The 25,115-nt window shown below is 61.8% G+C and carries 24 protein-coding genes; 11 read left to right on the forward strand and 13 right to left on the reverse strand.

Annotated features, from left to right (window positions below; genetic code table 11):
• The first annotated feature begins 19 nt into the window (after positions 1–19).
• The 3 genes from gcvH (at position 20) to PO860_RS09665 (ending at position 3,624) form a co-directional block, all read left to right on the forward strand.
• Positions 20–382: a glycine cleavage system protein GcvH gene (gene gcvH / locus PO860_RS09655; RefSeq protein WP_183607226.1), complete on the forward strand. Its 363-nt coding sequence runs from the start codon at positions 20–22 to the stop codon at positions 380–382.
• Positions 382–3,246, forward strand: a complete 2,865-nt coding sequence (gene gcvP / locus PO860_RS09660) for an aminomethyl-transferring glycine dehydrogenase (protein ID WP_275038264.1) — start codon at positions 382–384, stop codon at positions 3,244–3,246. The genes gcvH and gcvP overlap by 1 nt, the downstream gene beginning before the upstream one ends.
• Before the next feature lie 132 nt (positions 3,247–3,378).
• The gene (locus PO860_RS09665; protein WP_183607696.1) at positions 3,379–3,624 is read left to right on the forward strand and encodes a DUF982 domain-containing protein; all 246 of its coding nucleotides are present in this window, start codon (positions 3,379–3,381) and stop codon (positions 3,622–3,624) included.
• 143 nt (positions 3,625–3,767) lie between these two features.
• Here the strand turns inward: PO860_RS09665 and PO860_RS09670 are convergent, their stop codons facing one another.
• Complete coding sequence (locus PO860_RS09670) at positions 3,768–4,730, reverse strand: SDR family NAD(P)-dependent oxidoreductase (RefSeq protein ID WP_275038265.1); 963 nt, start codon at positions 4,728–4,730, stop codon at positions 3,768–3,770.
• A 134-nt stretch (positions 4,731–4,864) separates the two neighbouring features.
• Here PO860_RS09670 and PO860_RS09675 point away from each other — a divergent pair, with 134 nt between their 5' ends.
• The 3 genes from PO860_RS09675 (at position 4,865) to PO860_RS09685 (ending at position 7,150) form a co-directional block, all read left to right on the forward strand.
• On the forward strand, positions 4,865–5,449 hold the full coding sequence (locus tag PO860_RS09675; RefSeq protein ID WP_275038266.1) for a TetR/AcrR family transcriptional regulator: 585 nt from the start codon (positions 4,865–4,867) through the stop codon (positions 5,447–5,449).
• Positions 5,450–5,636: 187 nt separating this feature from the next.
• Positions 5,637–6,677: a glycoside hydrolase family 25 protein gene (locus PO860_RS09680; RefSeq protein ID WP_273880792.1), complete on the forward strand. Its 1,041-nt coding sequence runs from the start codon at positions 5,637–5,639 to the stop codon at positions 6,675–6,677.
• A gap of 167 nt (positions 6,678–6,844) precedes the next feature.
• The gene (locus PO860_RS09685) at positions 6,845–7,150 is read left to right on the forward strand and encodes a flagellar basal body rod protein FlgC (protein WP_183607221.1); all 306 of its coding nucleotides are present in this window, start codon (positions 6,845–6,847) and stop codon (positions 7,148–7,150) included.
• Between the two features lie 63 nt (positions 7,151–7,213).
• Here the strand turns inward: PO860_RS09685 and sufA are convergent, their stop codons facing one another.
• From sufA to PO860_RS09725, 8 genes are all read right to left on the reverse strand, one after another.
• Positions 7,214–7,603: a Fe-S cluster assembly scaffold SufA gene (gene sufA / locus PO860_RS09690; protein ID WP_183607220.1), complete on the reverse strand. Its 390-nt coding sequence runs from the start codon at positions 7,601–7,603 to the stop codon at positions 7,214–7,216.
• Between the two features lie 93 nt (positions 7,604–7,696).
• Entirely contained in the window at positions 7,697–8,077 is a 381-nt protein-coding gene (locus PO860_RS09695) for an SUF system Fe-S cluster assembly protein (RefSeq protein WP_003559708.1), read from the reverse strand.
• 12 nt (positions 8,078–8,089) lie between these two features.
• The gene (locus tag PO860_RS09700; RefSeq protein ID WP_273880794.1) at positions 8,090–9,331 is read right to left on the reverse strand and encodes a cysteine desulfurase; all 1,242 of its coding nucleotides are present in this window, start codon (positions 9,329–9,331) and stop codon (positions 8,090–8,092) included.
• Positions 9,332–9,343: 12 nt separating this feature from the next.
• Positions 9,344–10,618, reverse strand: coding sequence for a Fe-S cluster assembly protein SufD (sufD, locus tag PO860_RS09705; RefSeq protein ID WP_275038267.1), 1,275 nt, complete (start codon positions 10,616–10,618; stop codon positions 9,344–9,346).
• A 24-nt stretch (positions 10,619–10,642) separates the two neighbouring features.
• Complete coding sequence (gene sufC, locus PO860_RS09710) at positions 10,643–11,398, reverse strand: Fe-S cluster assembly ATPase SufC (RefSeq protein WP_183607217.1); 756 nt, start codon at positions 11,396–11,398, stop codon at positions 10,643–10,645.
• Between the two features lie 80 nt (positions 11,399–11,478).
• Positions 11,479–11,724 (reverse strand): hypothetical protein, encoded by a 246-nt coding sequence (locus PO860_RS09715; RefSeq protein ID WP_275038268.1) that lies wholly within the window; start codon positions 11,722–11,724, stop codon positions 11,479–11,481.
• Between the two features lies 1 nt (position 11,725).
• Positions 11,726–13,195 (reverse strand): Fe-S cluster assembly protein SufB, encoded by a 1,470-nt coding sequence (sufB, locus tag PO860_RS09720; RefSeq protein ID WP_183607216.1) that lies wholly within the window; start codon positions 13,193–13,195, stop codon positions 11,726–11,728.
• Positions 13,196–13,362: 167 nt separating this feature from the next.
• Positions 13,363–14,529 (reverse strand): cysteine desulfurase family protein, encoded by a 1,167-nt coding sequence (locus PO860_RS09725; RefSeq protein WP_275038269.1) that lies wholly within the window; start codon positions 14,527–14,529, stop codon positions 13,363–13,365.
• 216 nt (positions 14,530–14,745) lie between these two features.
• Between PO860_RS09725 and PO860_RS09730 the strand changes: the two genes are divergently transcribed.
• Positions 14,746–15,423, forward strand: a complete 678-nt coding sequence (locus tag PO860_RS09730) for an alpha/beta hydrolase (RefSeq protein ID WP_275038270.1) — start codon at positions 14,746–14,748, stop codon at positions 15,421–15,423.
• 145 nt (positions 15,424–15,568) lie between these two features.
• Positions 15,569–16,744: an acyltransferase family protein gene (locus tag PO860_RS09735; RefSeq protein WP_273883772.1), complete on the forward strand. Its 1,176-nt coding sequence runs from the start codon at positions 15,569–15,571 to the stop codon at positions 16,742–16,744.
• On the opposite strand, the gene PO860_RS09740 is transcribed toward PO860_RS09735, so the two are convergent.
• Positions 16,741–17,262, reverse strand: coding sequence for a GNAT family N-acetyltransferase (locus PO860_RS09740; protein ID WP_273883773.1), 522 nt, complete (start codon positions 17,260–17,262; stop codon positions 16,741–16,743). The genes PO860_RS09735 and PO860_RS09740 overlap by 4 nt on opposite strands.
• A complete protein-coding gene (locus PO860_RS09745; protein ID WP_273883774.1) occupies positions 17,259–18,377 on the reverse strand; it encodes an anhydro-N-acetylmuramic acid kinase in 1,119 nt (372 codons plus the stop codon). Before PO860_RS09745 ends, PO860_RS09740 begins: the two co-directional genes overlap by 4 nt.
• Before the next feature lie 130 nt (positions 18,378–18,507).
• Here PO860_RS09745 and tyrS point away from each other — a divergent pair, with 130 nt between their 5' ends.
• Positions 18,508–19,764, forward strand: coding sequence for a tyrosine--tRNA ligase (tyrS, locus tag PO860_RS09750; protein ID WP_183607211.1), 1,257 nt, complete (start codon positions 18,508–18,510; stop codon positions 19,762–19,764).
• A gap of 78 nt (positions 19,765–19,842) precedes the next feature.
• On the opposite strand, the gene PO860_RS09755 is transcribed toward tyrS, so the two are convergent.
• Complete coding sequence (locus tag PO860_RS09755; RefSeq protein ID WP_273880800.1) at positions 19,843–20,127, reverse strand: hypothetical protein; 285 nt, start codon at positions 20,125–20,127, stop codon at positions 19,843–19,845.
• 147 nt (positions 20,128–20,274) lie between these two features.
• Positions 20,275–23,673 carry a YhdP family protein gene (locus tag PO860_RS09760; protein WP_273883775.1) on the reverse strand — a complete coding sequence of 1,133 codons (3,399 nt, stop codon included), beginning with the start codon at positions 23,671–23,673 and terminating at the stop codon, positions 20,275–20,277.
• Between the two features lie 124 nt (positions 23,674–23,797).
• On the opposite strand from PO860_RS09760, the gene PO860_RS09765 reads away from it, so the two are divergent.
• The gene (locus tag PO860_RS09765) at positions 23,798–24,271 is read left to right on the forward strand and encodes a peroxiredoxin (protein ID WP_183607208.1); all 474 of its coding nucleotides are present in this window, start codon (positions 23,798–23,800) and stop codon (positions 24,269–24,271) included.
• A complete protein-coding gene (locus PO860_RS09770) occupies positions 24,268–25,095 on the forward strand; it encodes a ferritin-like domain-containing protein (protein ID WP_275038271.1) in 828 nt (275 codons plus the stop codon). The genes PO860_RS09765 and PO860_RS09770 overlap by 4 nt, the downstream gene beginning before the upstream one ends.
• Positions 25,096–25,115: the final 20 nt, after the last annotated feature.

A 25,115-nucleotide genomic window follows, 5' to 3' on the forward strand; every position in this document is an offset into this window, starting at 1 on the left:
TTTCCAGAGAGGACGAACAATGCTGAAATTCACTGAAGAACACGAATGGCTGCAGATCGAAGGCGGCGTTGCGACGGTCGGCATCACCAATTATGCCGTCGATCAGCTCGGCGACCTGGTTTTCGTCGAACTGCCGGAAGTCGGCGCGACCTTCTCCAAGAACGGCAATGCCGCCACCGTAGAATCCGTCAAGGCTGCTTCCGACGTCTATTGTCCGCTTGATGGCGAGATCACCGAGGTCAATGCGGCCATCGTTGCCGATCCGTCGCTGGTCAATTCCGATCCTCAGGGCGCCGGCTGGTTCTTCAAGCTGAAGCTTGCCAATGCCGCCGACGCCGACGGCCTGCTCGACGAGGCGGCCTACAAGGAGCTCACTGCGTAATGACGACGCCGACAGAATTCCAGTTCACCGACTACCAGCCTTACGATTTCGCCAATCGCCGCCATATCGGCCCCTCGCCGGCTGAAATGACCGAGATGCTGAAGGTGATCGGCTATAACAGCCTCGACAGGCTGATCGACGCCACGCTGCCGCCCTCGATCCGCCAGAAGGCGCCGCTTGTCTGGGGCGCGCCGATGACCGAGCGCGAGGCGCTCGATAAGCTGCGCGACACCGCCAACAAGAACAAGGTGCTGGTGTCGCTGATCGGCCAGGGTTACTACGGCACGATCACACCGCCCGTCATCCAGCGCAACATCCTGGAGAACCCCGCCTGGTACACGGCCTATACGCCCTATCAGCCGGAGATCAGCCAGGGTCGCCTGGAAGCGCTGTTGAACTACCAGACGATGATCTCAGACCTCACCGGCCTCGACGTCGCCAATGCCTCACTGCTCGACGAGGCGACTGCTGCCGCCGAAGGCATGGCGATGGCCGAGCGCGTCTCCAAGTCGAAGGCCAAGGCCTTCTTCGTCGATGCCGACTGCCACCCGCAGACCATCGCCCTCATCCGCACCCGCGCCGAGCCGCTCGGCTGGAGCGTCATCGTCGGCAATCCTTTCACCGATCTCGATCCCGTCGATGTCTTCGGCGCGATCTTCCAATATCCCGGCACGCATGGCCACGTGCATGATTTCACCGGCCTGATCGCCCGCCTGCACCAGGCCGGCGCCGTCGCCGTCGTTGCCGCCGATATCCTGGCGCTGACGCTGCTGAAATCGCCCGGTGAGATGGGTGCCGATATCGCCATCGGCTCCTCGCAGCGCTTCGGCGTCCCGGTCGGCTATGGCGGCCCGCATGCGGCCTATATGGCTGTGAAAGACGCCATTAAGCGTTCCATGCCCGGCCGCCTCGTCGGCGTTTCCGTCGATGCCCGCGGCAACCGCGCCTATCGCCTGTCGCTGCAGACCCGCGAGCAGCATATCCGCCGCGAGAAGGCGACCTCGAACATCTGCACCGCCCAGGTGCTGCTCGCCGTCATGGCCTCGATGTATGCCGTCTTCCACGGCCCGAAAGGTATCAAGGCGATTGCCCAGCAGGTGCACCAGAAGGCCGTGCTGATGGCCAAGGGCCTGGAAAAGCTCGGCTATAAGGTCGAGCCGGACAGTTTCTTCGACACGATCACCGTCGACGTCGGCCACATGCAGGGGCTCATCCTGCGCGCCGCCGTCGCCGAAGGCGTCAATCTGCGCAAGGTCGGGGAAACCAGGATCGGCATGAGCCTCGATGAGCGCACGCGGCCCGCGACGCTCGAAGCCGTCTGGCGCGCCTTCGGCGGCAATTTTACCATTGCCGATTTCGAGCCTTCCTACCGCTTGCCGAAGGGCCTGCTCCGCACCAGCGATTACCTCACCCATCCGATCTTTCACATGAACCGCGCCGAAAGCGAGATGACGCGTTACATCCGCCGGCTCTCCGACCGCGATCTGGCGCTCGACCGCTCGATGATCCCGCTCGGCTCCTGCACGATGAAGCTGAATGCGACGGCGGAGATGCTGCCGATCACCTGGCCGGAATTTTCCGACATCCATCCCTTCGTGCCATCAGACCAGGCGCTCGGCTACCGCGAGATGATCGACGATCTGATCGAGAAGCTCTGCGCCGTCACCGGCTACGACGCCTTCTCCATGCAGCCGAATTCCGGCGCCCAAGGCGAATATGCCGGCCTGCTGACGATCCGAAACTTTCATATCGCCAATGGCGAGGGCCATCGCGACGTCTGCCTGATCCCAACCTCTGCGCATGGCACCAACCCGGCCTCGGCCCAGATGGTCGGCATGAAGGTGGTGGTCGTCAAGGTGCGTGAAAACGGCGATATCGATCTCGACGATTTCCGCGCCAAGGCTGAGGAGCATGCGGCAAACCTCTCCTGCTGCATGATCACCTACCCCTCGACGCACGGCGTGTTCGAGGAAACCGTCAAGGAAATCTGTGATCTCGTGCATGCCAACGGCGGCCAGGTCTATCTCGACGGCGCCAACATGAATGCCATGGTCGGCCTGTCCCGCCCCGGTGACATCGGCTCCGACGTCAGCCACCTGAACCTCCACAAGACCTTCTGCATCCCGCATGGCGGCGGCGGTCCCGGCATGGGCCCGATCGGGGTCAAGGCGCACCTGGCGGCGCACCTGCCTGGCCATCCCGAGACCGACGGCCGTTCCGGGGCGGTTTCGGCAGCGGCCTTCGGCTCGGCCTCGATCCTGCCGATCTCCTGGAGCTATTGCCTGATGATGGGCGGCGAAGGACTGACGCAGGCAACCAAGGTGGCGATCCTCAACGCCAACTATATCGCCACCCGGCTGAAGGGCGCCTATGACGTGCTCTACAAGTCGAAGACCGGCCGCGTCGCGCATGAATGCATCATCGACACCCGCCCGCTGGTCGACAGCGCAGGCGTCACCGTCGACGATGTCGCCAAGCGTCTGATCGACTGCGGCTTCCATGCGCCGACGATGAGCTGGCCGGTCGCCGGCACGCTGATGATCGAGCCGACGGAAAGCGAGACCAAGGCCGAACTCGACCGTTTCTGCGAGGCGATGCTGGCAATCCGCGAGGAAGCCCGCGCCATCGAAGACGGCCGCATGGACAAGGCCAACAACCCGCTGAAGAACGCCCCGCACACGGTGGAAGACCTCGTCGGCGAATGGGATCGCCCCTATAGCCGAGAACAGGCCTGCTTCCCGCCCGGCGCCTTCCGCGTCGACAAATACTGGTCGCCTGTTAATCGCGTCGACAACGTCTACGGCGACCGCAACCTGATCTGCACCTGCCCGCCGGTCGAGGCCTACGCTGAGGCCGCCGAGTAGCGCTCAAGCCTGAAGCTGTAGCGAAAGGCTGGACAATCCAAGCCCCTTCCGTCATGGGAGGGGCTTTCCCAATTCTGATAGAAATGTGCGAAAGAAGGTCACCTCATGCCCCAGGATCAAAGCGAAGCAAGAATGCAGGCGCCCTGGTCGAAGCCTGTGCTCATCGCTTTCGAAGAGCCAGGCCAATACGTGACCATCGATAACACCCAGGCCGCCTCCTGGGCGATGATCGAGGATTGGCCGACGGAAGATGGCGCCGCACTCGACCAGGCGCTACTGATCTGCGCCGACGTCATCAAGGGCAAGCGCACCGGCGAGGATGCACGCAAGGCATTCATCGCCGCCGCAGTCGAAGCGGACCTCGACATAAAGGCTTGAACGGCGGCGATCGACAAAGAACCGCTGGGATGGACGATGAACACGCGACGCCCGTGTGGCTCAACCAGGTTCGATGCCTGGACAGGGGGCACCGGTCCGGTCCCCTGCTCTCTTTCAGCATCAAAGCGTGCCGGTTTAAAGCGCTAGAAGCGCTCGCCGACCATATCCTCGCTTTTGACCCACAATGCTCTGGCGGTCTCGGGATCGAGCGCGTAGCTGCGCACGCCTTCGGAAATCGGGCTGACCTCCGCATCCGTCACCTCGGAGATATGGCAATTCTCGCAATATCTGCCGCCGACCGCGTCTGCCGGGGCGACGAAACCTGCCCAGACGGAGGTAGCCGCACCCTGAGGGATCGTCTTCCGCTGGAAGGGCGGCTTGCCCTCGGCGGCGAGTGCCGCGTTGATCTGCGCCATTATGCCTTCGATCATGCCCGGGTCGAGATGACGGCCAAGCTCGGTCTGGATGCCGCCGGGATGCAGTGCCGTCGCACGGATACCGCGCTCCTGGAGGCGCCGGTCGAGTTCCACCGCGAACAGGATATTTGCGGTTTTCGACTGGGCATAGGCCGCCCAGGGCTCATAGGCCTTGCTCTCGAAATTGAGGTCTTCGAGGCTGAAAGGCGCCATGCGATGGCCCGAGGATGCGACGATCACCACACGGCCGCCGGATTTGACGAGCGGTACGATGCGGTTGACCAGCACGAAATGACCAAGATGGTTGGTGCCGAACTGCGTTTCGAAACCATCGGCGGTGCGCCCGAAGGGAGCAGCCATCACGCCGGCATTGGCAATGACGACATCGCGGCCATCCGCGATGAGCGCATCGGCGCAGGTGCGCACGCTTGCCAGAGAGGCAAGATCGAGCGCGACGATATCGAGGCTGCCGCCATTGGCCGCATCGGCGCGCACGACTTCCGTTGCCGCTCTCGCCTTTGCAAGATCACGGGCCGTACCCACCACCTGCGCTCCGTGGGCTGCCAGCACACGCGCGGTTTCTACGCCGAGGCCGGCCGAAACACCCGTCACCAGCACGCGTTTGCCCTTGAGATCGACGCCGGCGAGCACCTCGTCGGTGGTCGATGTAGCGCCAAAAACTCCACTCATGATTATCTCCTTGATCATGGACGCACCGCTCCGGACTGGTGAACCATTGCCCACCGGCCTCAAATGGAATAAAAGGAGGATGCCTCCAGATAAATACGGAGGGTTCCTCCGTTTATCAAGGGGACTTCTCGTTAATGGCCGAAAAAAGTGACGGGCCCACCGTCCGAAAGCCGCGTGCGGATGCCGAACGCAACCGCCTTCTATTGATGGAAACGGCAAAGACCGTCTTTGCCGACAAGGGTTCCAGCGCCAGCCTGGAGGAAATCGCCCGCATCGCCGGCGTCGGCATCGGCACGCTTTATCGCCATTTCCCGACGCGCGACGCACTGGTTTCCGCCATCTACCGCAACGAGACGACGCAACTGGCCGCTACCGCCAAAAGCCTCGCCGAGACACATCCGCCTGTCGAAGCGCTTCGCCTGTGGCTGGTGCAGTTCGTCGATTATGTCGTGACGAAACGCGGCATGTCCGAGGTGCTGGACTCTTTGGTCGGCGGCACCTCCGAGCTCTATGCCGATTCTGCCGATTTGATCATAGGTGCCGTCAATCTGCTGGTGGATCGCGCGGTCGCCGCCGGCGAAATCCGTCTGGCCATGGACCCGCTCGATATCCTGCGCGCGCTGGCGGGCGGCGCAAGCATCAGCTGCGGCCCCGCCTGGCGGGATGCGGCAAGGCAACTCATCGATATTCTGATTGCGGGCATGCGAGCCGGTCGCTGAGGCTGTGGCGACGTCGACATGGAGAATTTCCGCGCCAAACTTCGATGCGCGGCGCGAACTCGGTCATCTCAGTTTTGAGGCATCGGTCAAATTTAACCTTTCTTAGCAAGTCTCTGTTAGCAATTCATAAAGGCGGCTTCCATCAACATGGATCACCGTCGATCCCTTGTTTTGCGTGCAGGTTCTCATGCGTCCATCGGCTGTGCCAGCAATCCTCCTCGCCGCCCTGATTCTTTCGGGATGCGCCGCCAGTTCCGGCGCCGAAGATGTGCTGACCCCTGTGCCGTCGCGGGAAACGACCAACGCCATCACCCAGCCGAGCGGCCCGATACCGGCTGCTGCCGTGGGTGATCCCGCGCCGCAGGCAAGTCCGCCGCAGCAGCCGTTGAGCTGGGCTGGGCAGGTTCCGGAGCCGCAGGCTCTCGTGCCCGCAGACAGGCCGGTCGGGATGCCGATGCCGACGGAAAGGCCGGTGGCGATGCTCATGCCCGCCAACCCGGGGATCGATCCCGACGTCGGTACGAAATCGCCGACACGCTCGCGAATTTACGGTCACCGCTTCCGCGACGCCAAGCCGATCAATTTCGGCTCCACGTCACCCAGAAAGCTAGCCGTGCACGGCGTCGACGTGTCGCGTTGGCAAGGCGAGATCGACTGGGAAACGCTGCGGCAGCAGGGCGCGAACTTCGTCTACATCAAGGCGACCGATGGTGGCGATCACCTCGACCCGATGTTCAAGAAGAACTGGCGCCGGGCCAAGGAAGCCGGTCTGAAACACGGCGCCTATCACTTCTTCTATTGGTGCCGGACAGCCGGCGAGCAGGCCGACTGGTTCATCCGCAACGTGCCGAGGGAAGCCAACGCACTTCCGCCCGTTATCGATGTCGAATGGAACGGCGAATCCAGCTGCAAGCGGCGCATTTCTCCCGCCCGCGTCCGGGAAAAAATGCAGGTCTTCATGGACAAGCTGGAACGCTATTACGGGCAGCGCCCGATCATCTACACGGCGCCGGACTTCTACCGCGACAATTTGAAGGGCCAAATGCTCGACTATCCCTTCTGGCTGCGCTCGGTGGCCGCTCACCCCTCCAAGGTCTATCCGGGCCGCAAGTGGCTGTTCTGGCAATATTCCGGCTCAGGCCTTTCCGATGGCGTCGACGGCAAGATCGACCTCAACGTCTTCAACGGCAATGAAAGCGACTGGCACGACTGGGTGGCGTCGCGATAGCGAAGCTGCTTCATGGTTCTGCGCCCCGCCTATCTTGTTCCGTGCCAATCCGGAACAGATGGATAGCAATACGCCCTCACCGATAGGTCTTTGCTAACGCAACGCCTTCAGCATTCTCTAAACCCTTGCATGTACAAGACTTTCATCCAGTTCTGGGGAAACGGCTGATGAGCATATCGGGCATTGCGAGCACTGCTCTTTCGGGAATGCGGGCACAGACGACGCGGGTCGGCGCGATTGCCAACAACATCGCAAACAGCAGCACGCCGGGTTATGCCAGGCTGAACACCAGCCTTGCCTCCGTTGAACCAGGCGGCGTCCAAGCGGTCGTCAGCCCGACGGCGTCGGATGTCGATCCCACCACCGAACTGACCGACCTGATCGAAGCCGAGCAGAGCTACAAGGCAAACGCCGTGGTCTTCGAGACGGGCGCCGACATGTGGGAAATGCTCATGAGCATCAAGCGCGACTGAACTCGCCCGATTTCACCGGAAACGTGCTGGCGGAAAATTTTCCGCCGGCCTGAAGGCTGTCAGTTAATGCGCCGGCTCACCCTGGCGCTGTGCGGCAAGGGCCGCGAGATCGGCAGGTTTCAGCTCGACGGATTCGCCGCAGCCGCAGGCCGATGTCTGGTTCGGGTTGGTGAAGGTGAAGCCGGAGCGCAGCGTGGTCTGCTCGAAGCCCATTTCGGTGCCGAGAAGATAGAGCACGGCCGATGGTTCGACCCAGACCTTGGCTCCGTCGCGCTCGATCAGATCGTCCTTGGCATTGGGCTCGGTCACCAGGTCGATGGTATATTCCATCCCGGCGCAACCGCCCTTCTTGATGCCGACGCGCACACCCTTGGCCTCCGGGCCAGAACTTTCGACGATCGCCTTGACGCGGGCCGCAGCCCCGTCCGTCATGCTCATGATTGCAAAGCCCATCGGCTCATTCTCCTTCCACAACCGGGGTCAAGATCCGGTGCTTCGTGATTCAAAATGTAGTCTTCCGAGGTAAACGGATCAATACCGGCTCTATCAATACCAGCCGACCGCGACCTGCGCCTCTTCGGACATACGGTCCGGCGTCCACGGCGGATCGAAAGTCATTGCGACCTCGACGCCCGACACACCTTCGACGGCGCCGACGGCATTTTCGACCCAGCCGGGCATCTCGCCGGCAACCGGGCAGCCGGGCGCTGTCAGCGTCATCATGATCTTCACCATCCGGTCATCCTCGATGTCGATTTTGTAGATCAGACCGAGTTCGAAGATGTCGGCGGGGATTTCCGGGTCGTAGACGGTCTTCAACGCACTGATGACGTCGTCGCTGAGCCGAGCCAGCTCATCGGCCGGAATGCTGGAATGCACGATGCCTTCGCGCACGTCGATCTTCTGTTCGCTTTCGTCCAGGCTCATCACGGACACTCCTCAAGCAAAGAACTTGCGCGCATATTCAAGCGCATCGGCCAGGGCATCGACCTCGGCGCGGGTATTATACATGCCGAAGGATGCACGGCATGTGGATGTGACGCCGAAGCGTTTCAAGAGCGGCATGGCACAATGCGTGCCGGCCCTGACCGCAACACCCTGCCGGTCGATCACCATCGAGACGTCATGGGCATGGATTCCGGCAAGCTCGAAGGAAAAGATACTGCCCTTATCGGGCGCCGTCCCGAACACCCGCAGCGAATTGACCGACTTCAGGCGCTCGACAGCATAAGCCGCAAGATCGGCCTCATGCCTGGAGATCGCCTCGCGACCAATCTTCTCCATGTAGTCGAGCGCATAGCCCAGCCCGATCGCCTGTACGATCGGCGGCGTGCCGGCCTCGAAGCGATGTGGCGGGTCGTTATAGGTGACGGTGTCCTCGGCGACTTCGAAGATCATCTCGCCGCCGCCCTGGAACGGACGCATCTCCTGCAGCCGCTCCTTCTTGCCGTAGAGTACGCCGATGCCGGATGGGCCGTAGAGCTTGTGGCCGGTCATGACATACCAGTCGCAACCGATATCCTGCACGTCGACGGGCAGATGCACCGCACCCTGGCTGCCGTCGATCAGCACCGGGATACCGCGCTCATGCGCGATCCGGCAGACTTCCTTGACGGGAACGATCGTGCCGAGCGCATTCGACATATGGGTGATGGCGACGAGCTTGGTGCGCTCCGTCAGGCTCTTCTCGAAATCCTCGATATGGAAGGCGCCCTCGTCGTCGACAGGCACCCAGACGAGTTTGGCGCCCTGCCGCTCGCGGATGAAGTGCCAGGGCACGATGTTGGAATGGTGCTCCATGATCGTCAGGACGATCTCGTCGCCCTCGCCGATTTTGGGCATGCCCCAGCCATAGGCGACGGTATTGATCGCTTCCGTCGAATTCTTGGTGAAGACGATATCATCAACCGAGGGCGCATTGAGGAAACGGCGGACTTTCTCGCGCGCTGCCTCATAGGCATCCGTCGCCGCATTGGAGAGATAGTGCAGGCCGCGATGCACATTGGCATATTCGTGGGCGTAGGCATGCGAGATGGCGTCGATCACCACCTGCGGCTTTTGGGCCGAAGCGCCGTTGTCGAGATAGACCAGCGGCTTGCCGTGCACCTTCTCCGCCAGGATCGGAAAATCCCGGCGGATGGCTTCGACGTCGTACTCAGTGGCCGGCACGATCTTGTCCATTGATGTATCCGATCAGGCGTGCTTTTCGAGCCAGGCCGAAATCACGCCTTCCAGCGCTTCGACCAGGGCCTCGTCTTCCAGTTCCTCGACGATCTCGGCGACGAACGCGTTGACCAGCATGGCCCGCGCGATCTTCTCCGGAATACCGCGCGCCATCAGATAGTAAAGATGATTGGCGTCGATATCGGTCACCGTCGCCCCATGGCCGCACTGCACATCGTCGGCGAAGATTTCGAGCTCGGGCTTGACCGAGAATTCGGCATCGTCGGACATCAGCAAGGTGTTGCAGGCCATCTTGGCATCGGTCTTCTGCGCATCGGGCGCCACCCGGATCATCCCCTGGAAGACGCCCTTGGCCCGGTCGAAGACGACGTTGCGGATCACTTCTGTCGAGCCGGTATGCGGCACGTCGTGGCCGAGCACCATCGTTACGTCGGTATGGCTTTCTGCCCCAAGCAGGTTGATACCGCGCAGGGTCAGATCAGCGCCCTCGCCCGTCACCTTGATATGCAACTCCTGGCGCACCAGCCTGCCGCCGGCGTTGATGACGAACAGCCGGAGCTTCGCATCGGCGCCGAGATCGACGCGGATCTGGCCGAGATGCGTATCGTCGCCCCCCTGCTGCTGCAGGATGATCCAGGTCAGCTCGGCGCCTTCGCCGACAGCAATGTCGCTGACGTGAGACACGAGCGCGGCATCGCCTGATACCGCAAGGTGACGCTCGATGAAGGTCGCCTTGACGCCGGCGCCGAAGGACACGGGAAGGCGCGTATGTGCCTGCCCGCCGGCATGGACGAACTGGATTTCAACGGGATTTTCAAGCTCGGTATCGGCAGGCACGTCGACGACATAGCCGTCGCGCACGAAGCTGCCGTTGATGCGGCCGACCGCGTCGTCGCTGCCGAGCGCATCGAGCCTGTCCGCGGCGGAGCCGTCGAGCAGACGTTCGGAATAGGCCGAAACGCCAAGACCGTCGACCGTCGCCTTCTGGTTGGAATGGCCCTGGATCACCGTCAGCACTGCGGAATCAGCAACGAGCGGCTCCAAAGCCTCCGAGCCGGCATCACCCGCCTGCGGCGGGACAGTGCGCAGAAGATTCTTGAGGTCGGTATAGTGCCAGGCTTCGATGCGGCGCGTCGGCAGGCCGGCCTTCTTCAGGTCGTCGAGAAGCTGGTCGCGCAGAGCCGTCACCGCACCGTTGCCCGGCAAATCGCCGATCTGATGGTTGAAGGCCTCGATCAGCGCCGTCTCGGCCGCAGTCAGGCGGCTCGTCGTCTGCATGTTCATGGACGTCGTCCTTTCCACCCGAACTCAGGCCGCCGCGCCGATGATGTCGGCATAGCCGTTGGCCTCAAGCTCATGCGCCAGCGTCTTGTCGCCCGACTTGATCACCTGGCCCTTGTAGAGCACGTGAACCGTATCCGGCACGATATAGTCGAGCAGGCGCTGGTAATGGGTGATGACCACGACCGCGCGATCCGGCGAGCGCAGCGCGTTGACGCCGTCGGCAACGATCTTCAGCGCGTCGATGTCGAGACCGGAATCGGTTTCGTCGAGCACGCAGAGTTTCGGCTCCAGCAGCGCCATCTGCAGGATCTCGGCGCGCTTCTTCTCGCCGCCGGAAAAGCCGACATTCAGCGGCCGCTTCAGCATCTCGGTATTGATCTGCAGCTTGCCCGCGGCATCCTTGACGCGGCGCATGAAGTCAGGCGTCGTCAGCTCGTCTTCGCCGCGCGCCTTGCGCTGCTCGTTCATCGCCACCTTGAGGAACTGCATGGTGGCGACACCCGGAATTTCGACAGGATACTGGAAGGCCAGGAAAATGCCCTTGGCGGCGCGCTCGGCCGGATCGAGCTCGAGAATGCTCTCGCCGTTATAGAGAATGTCGCCCTCGGTGACCTCGTAGTCGCTGCGGCCGGACAGCACATAGGAGAGCGTCGATTTGCCGGAGCCGTTCGGCCCCATGATCGCGGCAACTTCGCCGGCCTTCACCGTCAGGTTCAGACCACGGATGATCTCGGTGCCGTCCTCGGCGATGCGGGCATGAAGGTTTCTGATTTCAAGCATCTTTGTTTCCTGCGTTTTCTCTGCGCAGCTCATCAGAGCCTCGCATAATTTCTAAGGACATCAACATGTTGGGCTCGGTGCTATCGCCAAAAGAAACGGATGACACGGAAAACCGCGACCGTTACGAGCCAAAGCCATTCGAGAAATTCCGGGATCCCCTGAACGATCTTTCCCGGCTTTTCCATGCGCTGCTGGAGAAACACATAGGGCTGCTCCGGCGGCTTCTCGGTTTCATATCTCTGCTCGCGGGGGCGAATTTTCGCCAATATCTCTCCGCGCATATTCTCCAGACGTCCAAGAATGCGCTTCTTGTCCGTCTCGTTCATGTTAGCCGACCGAGCCTTCCAGCGAGATGCTAATCAGCTTCTGCGCCTCGACCGCAAACTCCATCGGCAGTTCCTGCAGGACTTCCTTGACGAAGCCGTTGACGATCAGCGCGATCGCCGCTTCGGTGGGGATACCGCGCTGCAGGCAGTAAAACAGCTGGTCCTCGGAAATCTTCGAGGTCGTCGCTTCATGCTCGAACTGCGCCGTCGAGTTCTTCGCCTCGATGTAGGGCACGGTATGAGCGCCGCACTTGTCGCCGATCAAGAGCGAATCGCACTGGGTGAAGTTGCGTGCGTTCGAAGCCTTGCGGTGGGCCGAGACCTGGCCGCGATAGGTGTTGTTGGAAACACCGGCCGCGATGCCCTTGGAGACGATGCGGCTCGACGTGTTCTTGCCGAGATGGATCATCTTGGTGCCGCTGTCGATCTGCTGGTGGCCGTTGGAGACGGCGATCGAATAGAACTCGCCGCGGCTATCGTCGCCGCGCAGGATGCAGGACGGATATTTCCAGGTGATCGCCGAGCCGGTTTCGACCTGCGTCCAGGAGATCTTCGAGCGGTCGCCGCGGCAATCGCCGCGCTTGGTGACAAAGTTGTAGATGCCGCCCTTGCCGTTCTTGTCGCCCGGATACCAGTTCTGCACCGTCGAATATTTGATCTCGGCGTCATCGAGCGCAACGAGTTCGACCACGGCGGCATGAAGCTGGTTTTCGTCGCGCTGCGGGGCCGTGCAGCCTTCGAGATAGGAGACGTAGGCGCCCTCTTCCGCGATGATCAGCGTGCGCTCGAACTGGCCGGTGCCCTTCTCGTTGATGCGGAAATAGGTGGAAAGCTCCATCGGGCAACGAACGCCCTTCGGAACGAACACGAAGGAACCATCGGTGAAGACGGCCGAATTCAGCGTCGCATAATAGTTGTCGCTCGTCGGAACGACGGAGCCGAGATACTTCTGCACCAGTTCCGGATGCTCGCGGATCGCTTCCGAGATCGACATGAAGATCACGCCGGCCTTCTTCAGCTCTGCCTTGAAGGTGGTGACCACCGAAACGCTGTCGAAGACGGCGTCGACGGCGATCCTCGGCTTCTCGACGCCAGCCAGGATTTCCTGCTCCTTCAACGGAATGCCGAGCTTTTCATAGACCTTCAGCAGTTCCGGATCGACCTCGTCGAGCGACTTCGGACCGGGCGTGCTCTTCGGCGCGGCGTAAAAATAGATGTCGTTGAAATCGATCTTCGGATAATTGACGCGCGCCCAGGTCGGCTCTTCCAGCGTCAGCCAGCGCCGATAGGCCTCGAGACGCCATTCCAGCATCCATTCCGGCTCCTGCTTCTTGGCAGAAATGAAGCGGATGATATCCTCGGACAGGCCCTTGGGCGCCTTGTCCATTTCGATGACGGTCTCGAAACCGTATTTGTACTGGTCCACATCGATCAGGCGGACCTGGTCGATTGTTTCCTGCACCGCAGCCATTTCATTCTCCAATCTCGCCGGATACAAGGTCCGGCAGCTTGTAGCGTCTGGGCAATTCACTTGCCCTTCTCGTCGGGCAAGTACTTAGCCTGATGTAAGAGGCCAAAAGGGACTTTTCAGCCCGATTGGCAAGCGGAAATTTGCGTTTCCGCAAGTTTGTGAGGCGGTCAGGCCGCCTCGCCCGCCAGCTTGCGCCGGCAGGCAATCTTCGCGAAAGCCGCAATCGCCCTGTCGACATCCTCTTCGGTCGTCGAAAAGCCGAGTGAGATGCGCAGCGCCCCGAGCTTGGCGTCGCGGCCCATCGCCGTCAGCACATGGCTTTCGCCGAGCCGACCGGACGAGCAGGCCGAACCCGCAGAAAGTGCCACGCCTTCGAGATCGAAAGCGATCTGCCCGGTCTCAGCCTTCAACCCCGGCAGGGTGAAGAAAATGGTATTGGCGACGCGCTCGCCGCCCTCGCCATGGATCATCACATCGCAGGCCACCTGGCGCATGCCGGCTTCCAGCCGCTCGCGCATGGCACCGATCGCCGCGTTGCGCGTCTCGAGTTCCTCTACCGCAGCCTCAGCCGCCGCGCCGAAGCCGATCAGCGCCAGTGAATTCTGTGTCCCCGAGCGGTGACCTCGCTCCTGCCCGCCGCCCTGGATCAGCGGCCGCGGCATCAGCGCCTCGCCGCGCGCAATGAGCGCGCCCGCACCCTTCGGCCCGCCGATCTTGTGCGAGGAGACGATCATAAAATCGGCGCCGATCCGGTTGATGTCGAGCGCGATGCGCCCGGCCGCCTGCACGGCATCGACGACGAAGAGCCCGCCATGGGCGTGCACGATCTTTGCCGCTGCCTCGACAGGCTGGACGATGCCCGTCTCGTTATTGACCAGCATGATGGCGACCATCGGCAGGCCGGCGGCCTTATCATGAGCGTCGAGCAATGCGCCGAGCGCGTCGAGATCGACGATGCCGGCTTCCGTCACCGGGATTTCCGTCATCTTCTCTCTGGCGAAGCGGCCGCCCTCGCGCACCGCCGGATGTTCGATCGCCGAAAAATACAGACGGCCGAGTTGAAGCGGCGTCCGGCCCATGCGGAAATCCGGCGTCAGCACCAGATTGGCGGCCTCGGTCGCGCCGCTGGTAAAGACCACATTGCCGGCGTCGGTGCCGACCAGAGCCGCCACTTTGCGCCGTGCGCCTTCGATCGCGGCGCGGGCGGCGCGGCCTTCGCCGTGAACCGAATTTGGATTGCCGAAAATGTCGATGGCGCGCATGATCGCCTCGCGCGCTGCGGGGTGCAGCGGCGCTGTGGCATTCCAGTCGAGATAAAGGCGTGGCGGCGCCATGATCTTCAGTCCTGCGCTTGACGAGCTTGCTTCAGCACCCGCGGCTCATTTTTCTTGAAATTTCCGCCGGGCTTGCCTTATGACACATTCCACGATGCGTGGATCGCCATGCAAGTTTCGAATTGTTCTAAACTGCGTTTTAGAAAAGCTGACAACACTAGTCAAGTCATGTTGTCGTCCAACGCAGCGCGAACGCGAAATAAACCCGGAGTACCAATGCCCGAAGTTATTTTCAACGGCCCAGCCGGCCGTCTTGAAGGCCGCTACCAGCCCTCCAAGGAAAAAAGCGCGCCCATCGCCCTGATCCTGCATCCGCATCCGCAGTTCGGCGGCACGATGAACAATCAGATCGTCTACCAGCTCTTCTACATGTTCCAGAAGCGCGGGTTCACGACGCTGCGCTTCAATTTCCGGGGCATCGGCCGCAGCCAGGGCGAATTCGACCATGGCGCCGGCGAACTCTCGGATGCAGCCTCCGCGCTCGACTGGGTGCAGAGCCTGCATCCCGATTCGAAGACCTGCTGGGTCGCCGGTTATTCCTTCGGGTCCTGGATCGGCATGCAACTCCTGATGCGCCGGCCGGAGATCGAGGGCTTCATGTCGATTGCCCCACAGCCGAACACCTACGACTTCTCCTTCCTGGCGCCCTGCCCTTCTTCCGGCCTGATCATCAACGGCGAGGCAGACAAGGTGGCACCGGAAAAGGATGTCAACGGCCTGGTGGAGAAACTGAAGACCCAGAAGGGCATTCTCATCACCCACCGCACCGTTGCCAACGCCAACCACTTCTTCAACGGCCAGGTGAAAACGCTGATGGGCGAATGCGAGGATTACCTCGACCGTCGCCTCAACGGTGAATTGGTGCCGGAACCGGCCGCCAAGCGGATCCGCTGACGCCATAACACGAGCCCGTCTTCTCCCTGTGGAGACGGGCCGTACACAACCCCGCCGGCTGTGCCAGAACAGATCACCTATCGTGTTGCAATATATATTGCAGTGCGGTAGGGTCCTCGCGATCCTAACTAAAGCGAGGTCCGCAATGACCAAGTCGTTCGGGGAAGTCCTGGATAAGTATAGGGGTATCGGTCCGGGGTTCGACTTTCTTCGAATTGGACTCGCCTTTTCTATCGTATTAACGCATTCGTTTTTGCTGACGCGGAATGATGCCTTCATCAGAGGGTCGGTATTCTGGTTCACCGAATACGCTCTTGTTCCGATGTTTTTCGCTTTGAGCGGATTTCTGATTGCCGGCAGCGCCCAGCGCCTGAGCCTGGGGAATTTTCTGATCAATCGCGGCTTGCGCATCGTTCCGGCACTTGCCGTCGATATCGTCGTTTGTTCGCTGATCATCGGACCGATCGTAACGATCGTCTATCACGCCGAATATTTTACCGATCCGCGGTTTTTCAAATACTTCCTGAATATCGTCGGCTGGATCCATTACGAGCTGCCGGGCGTCTTCCAGGATAATCCGAGCCAGCGTGTCAACGGCGCTCTCTGGACGGTTCCCTGGGAGATCTTCTGCTACATCATCATGTCATTCCTGATGATCACCGCCATCGTGAAGACGCGTTACAAGCTGCTCGGCGTGACGATCGCCTACATCGTCATCGGTCTCATCGTACAGAAGATGCCCTATCTGTTGCCCGGTTCAATCAAGCCGATCGCGCGCTTCCTGTTCATGAGCCGCGGCTCCCAGCTGATAACGGCCTTCATGATGGGCATCGTCGTCTTTCAGTTCAAATCGGTCGTTCCGCATTCCCGCTGGCTTTTCGCCGCCGCCTGCCTGGTTTGCATCGTCGCCATCCTCACCCTCGACAGCCGATCGATCGAGTCGGTGATCAACAGGCCGATCGTCATCACCTCGCTCGTCTACATCACGGTCTACATCGGCCTGTCGGAGGTGCCCATTCCGGCCTTTTTCAGGAAAGGCGACTATTCCTACGGCGTCTATCTCTATCATGATCCGTTCTTGCAGATCTGGATCAGCGCGTTCCCCTCAATCTTTCTCTACCCGAAATATGGTGCGCTGGCGCTCTATCTGGTCGGCCTGCCCTCGGCTCTCGCCGTTGCGGTGCTGTCCTGGCATTTCATCGAGAAACCCATCCTCGGCCTGCGCAAGAAATTCTCGTTCATCGCCCAGGTCAGGGGAGTCGAGGATGGCAATCACGCTGGGCACGGATCCAATGTCCGGCCAGTCGCCGTCAAAAGTTAGGGCTTCGCCAGCCGCATATCGGCGGTGAGTTCAAAAGCCGTGTCAAGCACTCCATCGATCAGGATCGGCGCGCGTTCGCGCATGCCGATCTTTTGGAGGACGCGCTGCGAGGCGATGTTTTCGGGATGCGTGAAGGCGATGAAGCCGGATGCCAACTGCCTGTCGAAGAACCAGTCGGAAAGCGCGATTGCCGCCTCGGTTGCCATGCCCTTGCCCCACGCTTCCTCGCGCAGGGAATAACCAAGTTCGAACTGCTCGCCCCTGAACTTTGAAATGCCGGCGCGACCGAGGAAACCGCCGTCCTCGGCGACGATCTTGTATTTAGTCGTGCCGTCGCGTGCCTGTTCCACGAACCAGCCCCGCTCTTCGGCCTTCTCCAGGCTCCATGGCGCCTGGCCGGGAAGATATCGGGTCGTCGCCATGGTCGAATGCAGCTGCTGCACCAGGGCCGCATCGCCTTCGTCCCACATGACAAAGCTGAGCCGTGGCGTCTTCAGTATGACCTGCTGCTGTCTCATGGCGTTGCCAGCACCCCACCGCTGACGGCGGCGCCCACCCCCGTCGTGCCGGGAAATGTCAGCGGCAGCCCGTCCAGCGAGCGCACGGCGAGATAGGCCCAGGCCTCGGCCTCCATCGCATCGCCGTCAAAGCCGGCCTGTTCGGCCGTCAATACCTTCGAGCCCAGCCTTTCGGCCATAGCCGAAAACTCCGCCATCACGGTGGCGTTCAGCCGCCCGCCGCCGCAGACGATATAGATCGATGGGTTCTCGGGCAGGAAGCCGGCAGATTTGATCATCGAGGCGGCGGCGATATGCGCCAGCGTGCGGGCGCCGTCCTCGAGGCTCGCCTCCTCGGGCCGCAGCGGCGCGAAATCGCCGCGATCGAGCGAACGGCGAACATTGCCGCGGAAGAACGGGCTTTGCAGATACCGTTCCGCGAGAGCGGCCACGACCTTGCCGCGCCCGCCGATCTCGCCGCCGGGATCATAAGTTTTGCCGGTCTGCATCTCCACCCACTGGTCGATCAGCGTATTGCCCGGACCGCTGTCGAAGGCCGCGATCCGGCCATCCGTACCAATGAATGTCAGATTGGAGATACCACCGATATTGACGAAACACACCGCCTGTCCCGCCTGCTGGAATTTTCCTGCGAGTGCCGCGTGATAGGCCGGCACCAGCGGCGCACCCTGCCCGCCATGAACCATGTCGTTGGCGCGCATGTCATAGACCACCGATATGCCGGTCCGGCGCGCCAATTCCCCCCCGTCGCCGATCTGGATCGTCAATCCTTCATCCGGGCGATGAAGCACGGTCTGGCCATGAAAACCGAGAACATCGACGGCATCGGCAGAAAGCTCGAAACGCTCCAGAAATGCCGTAACGGCAGTTGCATGCCGCAAGGTCAGCTCAAGTTCGATCCGGCGAAGCTCCTCCGGCCGTTCACGCCTGTCGCGAAGCGGCCGCGCCAGTTCCAGCGCTCGTTTCAGCCGCCGGCGAAAATCGGCGTCATAGGGCACGCCCATGAACGGCCCGCGCTCGATGAAGCCGCGGCCGTCGGTCCTGATCAGCGCGACGTCGATTCCGTCCATCGACGTTCCGCTCATCAGGCCGATCGCAGTCCTGATGACATCCATGAGGCTTGCCTCCCATGCGATTCCCGGATGCACTTTTATAAAAACAGTGCTAAACGCGCCGCGACAGATCAACAACAACGAACTTGCGCGAGCCCCACGGGTCGAACGCAGATATCAAGAGACGAAACCCATGTCCGAGTTCAAGTCCGATTTCCTCCGCACGCTGAAAGAGCGCGGCTTCATTCATCAGATCTCTGATGAAAGCGGCCTCGACGACCTGTTCGCCAAGGAAACCGTGACGGCCTATATCGGCTATGACCCGACGGCATCCAGCCTCCATGTCGGCCATCTCACGCAGATCATGATGCTGCACTGGCTGCAGGCGACGGGCCATCGCCCGATCTCGCTGATGGGCGGCGGCACCGGCATGGTCGGCGATCCTTCCTTCAAGGAGGAGGCCCGCAAGCTGATGACGATCGAGACGATCGAAGAAAATATCGCGTCGATCAAGCGCTGCTTTTCGAACTATCTCGATTACGGCAAGCCTGGCAACGCCGCACTGATGATCAACAATGCCGAATGGCTGCGTACGTTGAATTACCTGGAGTTCCTGCGCGATGTCGGCCGCCATTTCTCGGTCAACCGCATGCTGTCCTTCGACAGTGTGAAGACGCGCCTCGACCGCGAGCAGTCATTGTCCTTCCTGGAATTCAACTACATGATCCTCCAGGCCTACGACTTCGTCGAGCTTGCCAAGCGCTACGACTGCCGCCTGCAGATGGGTGGTTCGGACCAGTGGGGCAATATCGTCAACGGCATCGATCTCGGTCACCGCATGGGGACGCAGCAGCTCTATGCGCTGACCTCGCCGCTGTTGACGACGTCTTCGGGCGCCAAGATGGGTAAATCGGCATCCGGCGCGGTCTGGCTGAATGCCGATCTGCTGCCTGTCTATGACTTCTGGCAATATTGGCGCAATACCGAAGACGCCGATGTGCCGCGCTTCCTTAAGCTCTTCACCACTCTGCCGATGGATGAAGTCGCCCGGCTTTCGGCGATCGGCGGGTCGGAACTGAACGAGGTCAAGAAGATCCTGGCGACCGAAGTCACCGCGATCCTCCATGGCCGCCCGGCCGCTGAACAGGCCGCCGAAACGGCGCGCAAGACCTTCGAGGAAGGTGGCCTCTCGGAAAACCTGCCTTCGGTCGACGTGCCCGCCTCCGAACTCGACGCGGGCATCGGCCTGCTGTCGCTGATCGTCCGTGCCGGCCTTGCCGCGTCGAATGGCGAAGCTCGCCGTCACGTCCAGGGCGGCGCTGTCCGCATCAACGACGAGGCGGTCAGCGACGAACGCAAGATGATCGGCAGCGGCGAAATCACCGCCGACGGCATCATCAAGCTCTCGCTCGGCAAGAAGAAGCACATCCTGATCCGCCGCGCGGCGTAAACGGCCTCAATTCCGAACAGATACCAAAGCCGGCGTCCACGCCGGCTTTTTCTTTGTTTAGCCACGGCGGCGAGATGATCATTCAGCTCTTTGCTGGTTTTCAGCGTCATTCCGTTTGGTCTCTCGAACAAGATAGCCCGGCGGATTGACGTTTGAAGCCGGTTTCACCCGCGACCACCAACTGATCGAGAAGATCGGCGGCGTCACCGTCGCGTCGAGGGGAACCGCAAGGATATGGCCGGAGCGGATGCTCTCGGGCGGCTTTGGCCGCGCGCCCTTCTCCGCAGAATACGAAGCCTGATGGCCGATCGAGACGACGATCATCACGACCGATGAGAAAGAGACTGTCCGGGAGCACTGCATGGCATTCTCCGACGGCCGTTGTTTCCGGGCTGAGACCGCAGCATACATCAGAATGCACTAAAATACGCCCTTCAGCGATACCGAAATTGCCGGCAGGTGGAGGCCTCGACCATCTCCTCAGGTGAAAACTCTCCTGCCTTGGCTGCTTCACTGGAATTCGAAGATCTGCCGGAAAACACCGGGCGCGATGATCGACAACGGGTTGATCTGCAGGTTCGGCTGGTCGAACTTGCCCGTCAGCTTGAAGGTGATGCCGATCAGGCCGCGGTCGCTGCCGTTGCCGAGGATGACGCCGATCAGCGGCAGTTCAGCAAAGAGCCGGTTGAGGCCGTAGGCCGGCATGAAGGTGCCGGTCATGTCCATATTGCCCTTGCGGTCACGCACGATGCCTTGGAAGGTTGCGCCGATCTGGTCGCCGCGCAGCACGCCGTTCTCGATGCCGACCATACCATTGCGCGAGACGACACGGGCAAAGCCACGCTGGAAGCGCTGCGACGAGGTATCGATATCGCGCTTGACGGCTTCGTTGAGGCTGCGCTGCTCGCTTCCCACAGGCGTCGAAACGATCGAGCGCAGGCGTTGTTCGTTGACGATCGCGAAGCGGCGGACGTCGAGCGAACCATCCCAGCCGCCCTCTGCCCCCAGCCGGATCGCCAGATTGAGCAGGCCGCCCTGCATGTGCTGGTAGAGGTCGGCGAAACGCGACACCGCGCCGGCATCGCCGCTGGTGATGTTGATGACGCCGCCGTCCTTCATCTGGCTGACCACGGCCTCGCCGCTGTCGGTAACGGCGGAGAAATTGAGCGTCTGCAGCTTGTCGCCGCGCAGTGATATCTGCGCCTGGAAATTGCCGATCTTCTCGTCGTTGAAGCCGATGACGTTTTTCAGCCTGGCGCGCACCGATACGCCGGTGTCGCCGGCATCGCCACCACCATCGCCGTCAGAGCCCGATTTCAACCGCGCGATGACAGGCCGTGCATCGGCGCTGTCGCCGGAGACCGAGACGTCGAAATTGCCCTTGCTGCGTTTCACCGACAGGGCGAAATCGTCGAGCGAGGAGAGCTTGACGCTGTCGAAATCAGCCGAGATCAGCCCGCCTTTGCCAATGTTCAGCGATCCGTTGGCACCGAAGCCGTCGCCCTTCAGCCGGAAGTTCTTGATCTCGGTATTGTCGGCCGGGCCGGAGGTTTCGAATTCGGCCGTGGCCGCAATGCCGCTGCCCTTCGACCAGCCGATCCACGGCAGGTCGAGTTGCGACTTGGTGAGGTCGAGCTGGACGTCCTGCCGGTCGTCGTCGATCCGCGTCAGCACCATCTTCACGCTGCCGCCGATGATGCCGGAAAGGCCGGGTATCAGCTTGTTGCGCTGGTCTTCGGACAGCGTCGCGGTGATCACCCGCTGCCGCTTCGCGCTGTCGGATGCCTCGACCGGCTCAGTAAGATCGATATCGGCCGGGACGCCGTCGATCTGGGCCTTGGCGTCAAGGGTGATCTGTTTCGGATTGCCGTTCAGCGTGCCGTCGAGATTGCTGATCGTGCGGCCGGAAAACGGCTTGGCAAGATCAATATCGGTGAGCTTCATTGCCGCCGTCCATTCGGCCGGCGGTGGGTTCTGCGAGGAGAGCAGGCCGAAATGCGCCTTCACATGCGCCTCGATCCGCCCCTTGAGATCGTCGGGCGTAAAGCCGGCGCGCTGCAGCACCCGCACCGGCCGGTAGGTCAGAAGCTCGCCAACGGCGTCCGCTGCCCCGGAGACCGCGAGATCGATATCCGCCATCAGCGGCTTGTCGTAGGTGGCAGGCATGATGAACGTCCCCTGCCCGAGACCGACGGAACGGCCGGAGGGGAAATAGGACGTGCCGCTCTTGATCGCGATCGTCGCGACGGGGCCGGTCAGGTCGAAATGGGCTGACGTGTCGCGGATCGGCGGAATGTCGCCGGCGACGTTCATCCGCGCGCCCGCGATGTCGAAGCCGATGCGGATCTGGTTGGCGTCGAGCTTCAACCCCCTGCCGCCGGCCGCCTCGTCCAGCCTGCCGAAGGGAATGAAGACTGATATGGCGGCGTTGGTGACGGTGCCGCCGAAGAGGTTGCCGTGTACCCAGGTGCGCACCTTGGGCGCCATCCAGAAGGGCCAGAGCTGCTTGATCGCCGTCGTCTGCAGTTGTGCTGACTGGCCGGCAAAGCTGATCTCCGGCGATTTGTCCCCGAGCTTGACATCAAGTGATCCGTAAAGCGCGCCGAGTGGGCTGGAGACAGTCATGTTGGGAAACTGGAATTCCCGCCCAGCGACCATGTAGCGACCGGTCGCCTGGATGTCGAAGGAGAGCGGCTGCTCGCCGGAGCCGCCTGGGGCTGCCGTGCCGCCGCTGACGAGGAGGTCGATGCCGAAGCCTTTGCCGGCCTGCGGATCGAGCTTGTCGAGATCGATGAGCGCACCGTTGATCGGGACCGTGGTCGCGCCGAACCGGGCGTTCGACCGGGCGATTTCGAGCGTCTGCTTGTCGAAATCGTAGACGAGGTTGATTTGCCCGCCCGACAGTTCCTGCGGATCGCCATCCGCATAGATCAGGCCGGCACCGATGTCGACCGTCGCCGCCAGCGCCGGCTGCACGCCATCGCGCCCCCGGGTGGCCGACACCGTGAGGTCGGCAAAGGCGTTGAGCCCCTGGCGTATGGCGCCCTGATCGTTGCGTTTCAGCCCGAAGGGCGTGAGGTCGGCATGCCTCAGCGTCGCCACGACCTTCGACACGTGGCCGTCTTCCTTCTCGGCCAGCACGTCGAGCTCCGCCACCTCACCGTTGAGCGCGACTTCGCCGGTCAATTGCAACGAGGACGGGCCGGCATGGGCAAAGACGAGATTGTCGATGACGAGCGACAGCGGACCGTTGGCGGTATCGGCAAGCTTGATGTCGATGCCGGAGATGCGCACCGAATTGGTCGAGCCGCGGGTCACGATACTGTCGAATATGTCGAACTGCGAGAAGATCTTCTCCATCGCCGCCGGCATAGCGTCGATGCGCAGGTCGTCGAGCTTGACGGGATTGCCGGACGGCAGAAGCGCGGTATCGAGCGCGATATCCTCCGCCTCGATGTCCGCGACGGCGATGCGGCCGCGGAAAAGCTGCAGCGGATCGAGCCCCAGGCGCACCGAACCCGTCGTCGACAGGTGCTGGCCACTCTCCTGGTCGATCATGTTAACGTTGCGCGCTTCAAGCGCCAGCCGAAAGTCCGAGGTGAAGCGGATGACGGTGGAGCCGACCTCGGCACGGTAGCGCGGTCCGGCCACGCTATTCAGCGCCGCCTGCGCCTGCTGCGACAGCGGCTTGTCGAACATGCCGCTCTCGACGGTGAAGACGATCGCCGCGAGAATAAGCAGAATCAGCCCCAGAAATCCGAGCGTCAGCTTCGCCGTGCGTCGCATTGGCGAACGCGGCGGCGGGCAATGGACGATGATCGGATCCTCGGCCTGGGCGGACGGCAAGCGGTCCAGCGCAACGATATCCTTCTTGCGAAACGTGACCTTTTCGCCGCGGATGGCTGACATGCGCCTTCGGGCTCTCCCTTTAAGTGAGAATTGAACCCGGCCATGCTGGACGGGTTTCCATCCACTATATAATTCGGGGAGAGAAAGTGTCATCCACAAACCCGGCAAAAGAAAGGTTTTCCCTATGGCGGTTCCCGGCATCGGCGCCACGGCTCCTGATTTCAACCTTCCCCGCGACGGCGGCGGCCGTGTCTCGCTGGCCGAATTCCACGGCAGGCCGCTCGTCCTGTTCTTCTACCCCAAGGACGACACGACCGGCTGCACCGCTGAATCATTGGCTTTTACCGCGTTGGCAAGCGAGTTCGAGGCGGCCGGTGCTGCTGTCATCGGCATGTCACCCGATTCGGCTGCCTGCCATGACAAGTTCATCAGGAAGCACCGCCTTTCGGTGGCGCTTGCGTCGGACGAGGAAAAGACCACGCTGCAGGCCTATGGCGTCTGGAAGGAAAAGAGCATGTACGGCCGCAACTTCATGGGCGTCGAGCGCACCACTTTCCTGATCCGCCAGGACGGCACGATCGCCACCATCTGGCAGAAGGTGAAGGTGCAGGGCCATGCCGAAACCGTGCTCGAGGCCGTGCGGAATCTGGCGGCGTGACCGGGCATCTCGCGATAACATCGCTGCGCGGCGGCGCCATCGAGGCGATCTCTTCCGCCGATCTCGACCACAAGACGGCGCTTGCGCAGGAAAGCGCCACCCGCTGGTTTGAACGCCGGGTGTCGCTGCGCTCGCCGCTCGATCCCGCCCTGCCCGAGAGGCCCGGCCATCCTGACAGGCCGGTGCTGACGCCGCCGACCCAGGTCGAAAAGCGCTCGCTGCATACGCTGAAAGGCCGGATCGCCCTGCTCCATGCCATCGCCCATATCGAGCTCAATGCCGTCGATCTGGCGCTCGATATCGTTGCCCGTTTCGCGACAGAGCAGGTGCCGAACTCCTTTTTCGACGGTTGGATGCAGGTCGCCTTCGAAGAGGCAAAGCATTTCCGCATGGTGCGCGCCCGCCTCAAGGATCTCGGCGCCGATTACGGCGATCTTCCCGCCCATGACGGGCTCTGGCAGGCAGCCCATTCGACGCGCAACGATCTGACGGCAAGGCTCGCCGTCGTGCCGCTGATTCTCGAAGCCCGCGGCCTCGACGTCACGCCGTCACTGCAGGCAAAGATGCGCCAGACCGGCGATCTCGAAAGTGCCGCTGTTCTCGACGTCATCTACAACGACGAGAAAGGCCATGTCGCCGTCGGCGCCAAATGGTTCCGCTTTCTTTGCGCGCGAGAGAAGCGTGACCCGGCAAAGGCCTTCCAGGAGCTGGTGCGCGCCAATTTCCGCGGGCCGCTGAAGCCGCCCTTCAATGATCTCGCCCGCGCCGAGGCCGGGCTGACGCCGTCCTTCTACCGCGCGCTGGCATCGATCAGCCACGCGTGAAGTCCCTGAAATTTATGATC

Source organism: Rhizobium binxianense (assembly GCF_028994275.1).
Lineage (GTDB): Bacteria > Pseudomonadota > Alphaproteobacteria > Rhizobiales > Rhizobiaceae > Rhizobium > Rhizobium binxianense.

Coding starts and splice junctions, on each gene's coding strand:
- gcvH (WP_183607226.1), top strand. CDS start 20: ATGCTGAAATTCACTGAAGAACACGAATGGCTGCAGATCGAAGGCGGC.
- gcvP (WP_275038264.1), top strand. CDS start 382: ATGACGACGCCGACAGAATTCCAGTTCACCGACTACCAGCCTTACGAT.
- PO860_RS09665 (WP_183607696.1), top strand. CDS start 3,379: ATGCAGGCGCCCTGGTCGAAGCCTGTGCTCATCGCTTTCGAAGAGCCA.
- PO860_RS09670 (WP_275038265.1), bottom strand. CDS start 4,730: ATGAGTGGAGTTTTTGGCGCTACATCGACCACCGACGAGGTGCTCGCC.
- PO860_RS09675 (WP_275038266.1), top strand. CDS start 4,865: ATGGCCGAAAAAAGTGACGGGCCCACCGTCCGAAAGCCGCGTGCGGAT.
- PO860_RS09680 (WP_273880792.1), top strand. CDS start 5,637: ATGCGTCCATCGGCTGTGCCAGCAATCCTCCTCGCCGCCCTGATTCTT.
- PO860_RS09685 (WP_183607221.1), top strand. CDS start 6,845: ATGAGCATATCGGGCATTGCGAGCACTGCTCTTTCGGGAATGCGGGCA.
- sufA (WP_183607220.1), bottom strand. CDS start 7,603: ATGGGCTTTGCAATCATGAGCATGACGGACGGGGCTGCGGCCCGCGTC.
- PO860_RS09695 (WP_003559708.1), bottom strand. CDS start 8,077: ATGAGCCTGGACGAAAGCGAACAGAAGATCGACGTGCGCGAAGGCATC.
- PO860_RS09700 (WP_273880794.1), bottom strand. CDS start 9,331: ATGGACAAGATCGTGCCGGCCACTGAGTACGACGTCGAAGCCATCCGC.
- sufD (WP_275038267.1), bottom strand. CDS start 10,618: ATGAACATGCAGACGACGAGCCGCCTGACTGCGGCCGAGACGGCGCTG.
- sufC (WP_183607217.1), bottom strand. CDS start 11,398: ATGCTTGAAATCAGAAACCTTCATGCCCGCATCGCCGAGGACGGCACC.
- PO860_RS09715 (WP_275038268.1), bottom strand. CDS start 11,724: ATGAACGAGACGGACAAGAAGCGCATTCTTGGACGTCTGGAGAATATG.
- sufB (WP_183607216.1), bottom strand. CDS start 13,195: ATGGCTGCGGTGCAGGAAACAATCGACCAGGTCCGCCTGATCGATGTG.
- PO860_RS09725 (WP_275038269.1), bottom strand. CDS start 14,529: ATGGCGCCGCCACGCCTTTATCTCGACTGGAATGCCACAGCGCCGCTG.
- PO860_RS09730 (WP_275038270.1), top strand. CDS start 14,746: ATGCCCGAAGTTATTTTCAACGGCCCAGCCGGCCGTCTTGAAGGCCGC.
- PO860_RS09735 (WP_273883772.1), top strand. CDS start 15,569: ATGACCAAGTCGTTCGGGGAAGTCCTGGATAAGTATAGGGGTATCGGT.
- PO860_RS09740 (WP_273883773.1), bottom strand. CDS start 17,262: ATGAGACAGCAGCAGGTCATACTGAAGACGCCACGGCTCAGCTTTGTC.
- PO860_RS09745 (WP_273883774.1), bottom strand. CDS start 18,377: ATGGATGTCATCAGGACTGCGATCGGCCTGATGAGCGGAACGTCGATG.
- tyrS (WP_183607211.1), top strand. CDS start 18,508: ATGTCCGAGTTCAAGTCCGATTTCCTCCGCACGCTGAAAGAGCGCGGC.
- PO860_RS09755 (WP_273880800.1), bottom strand. CDS start 20,127: ATGCAGTGCTCCCGGACAGTCTCTTTCTCATCGGTCGTGATGATCGTC.
- PO860_RS09760 (WP_273883775.1), bottom strand. CDS start 23,673: ATGTCAGCCATCCGCGGCGAAAAGGTCACGTTTCGCAAGAAGGATATC.
- PO860_RS09765 (WP_183607208.1), top strand. CDS start 23,798: ATGGCGGTTCCCGGCATCGGCGCCACGGCTCCTGATTTCAACCTTCCC.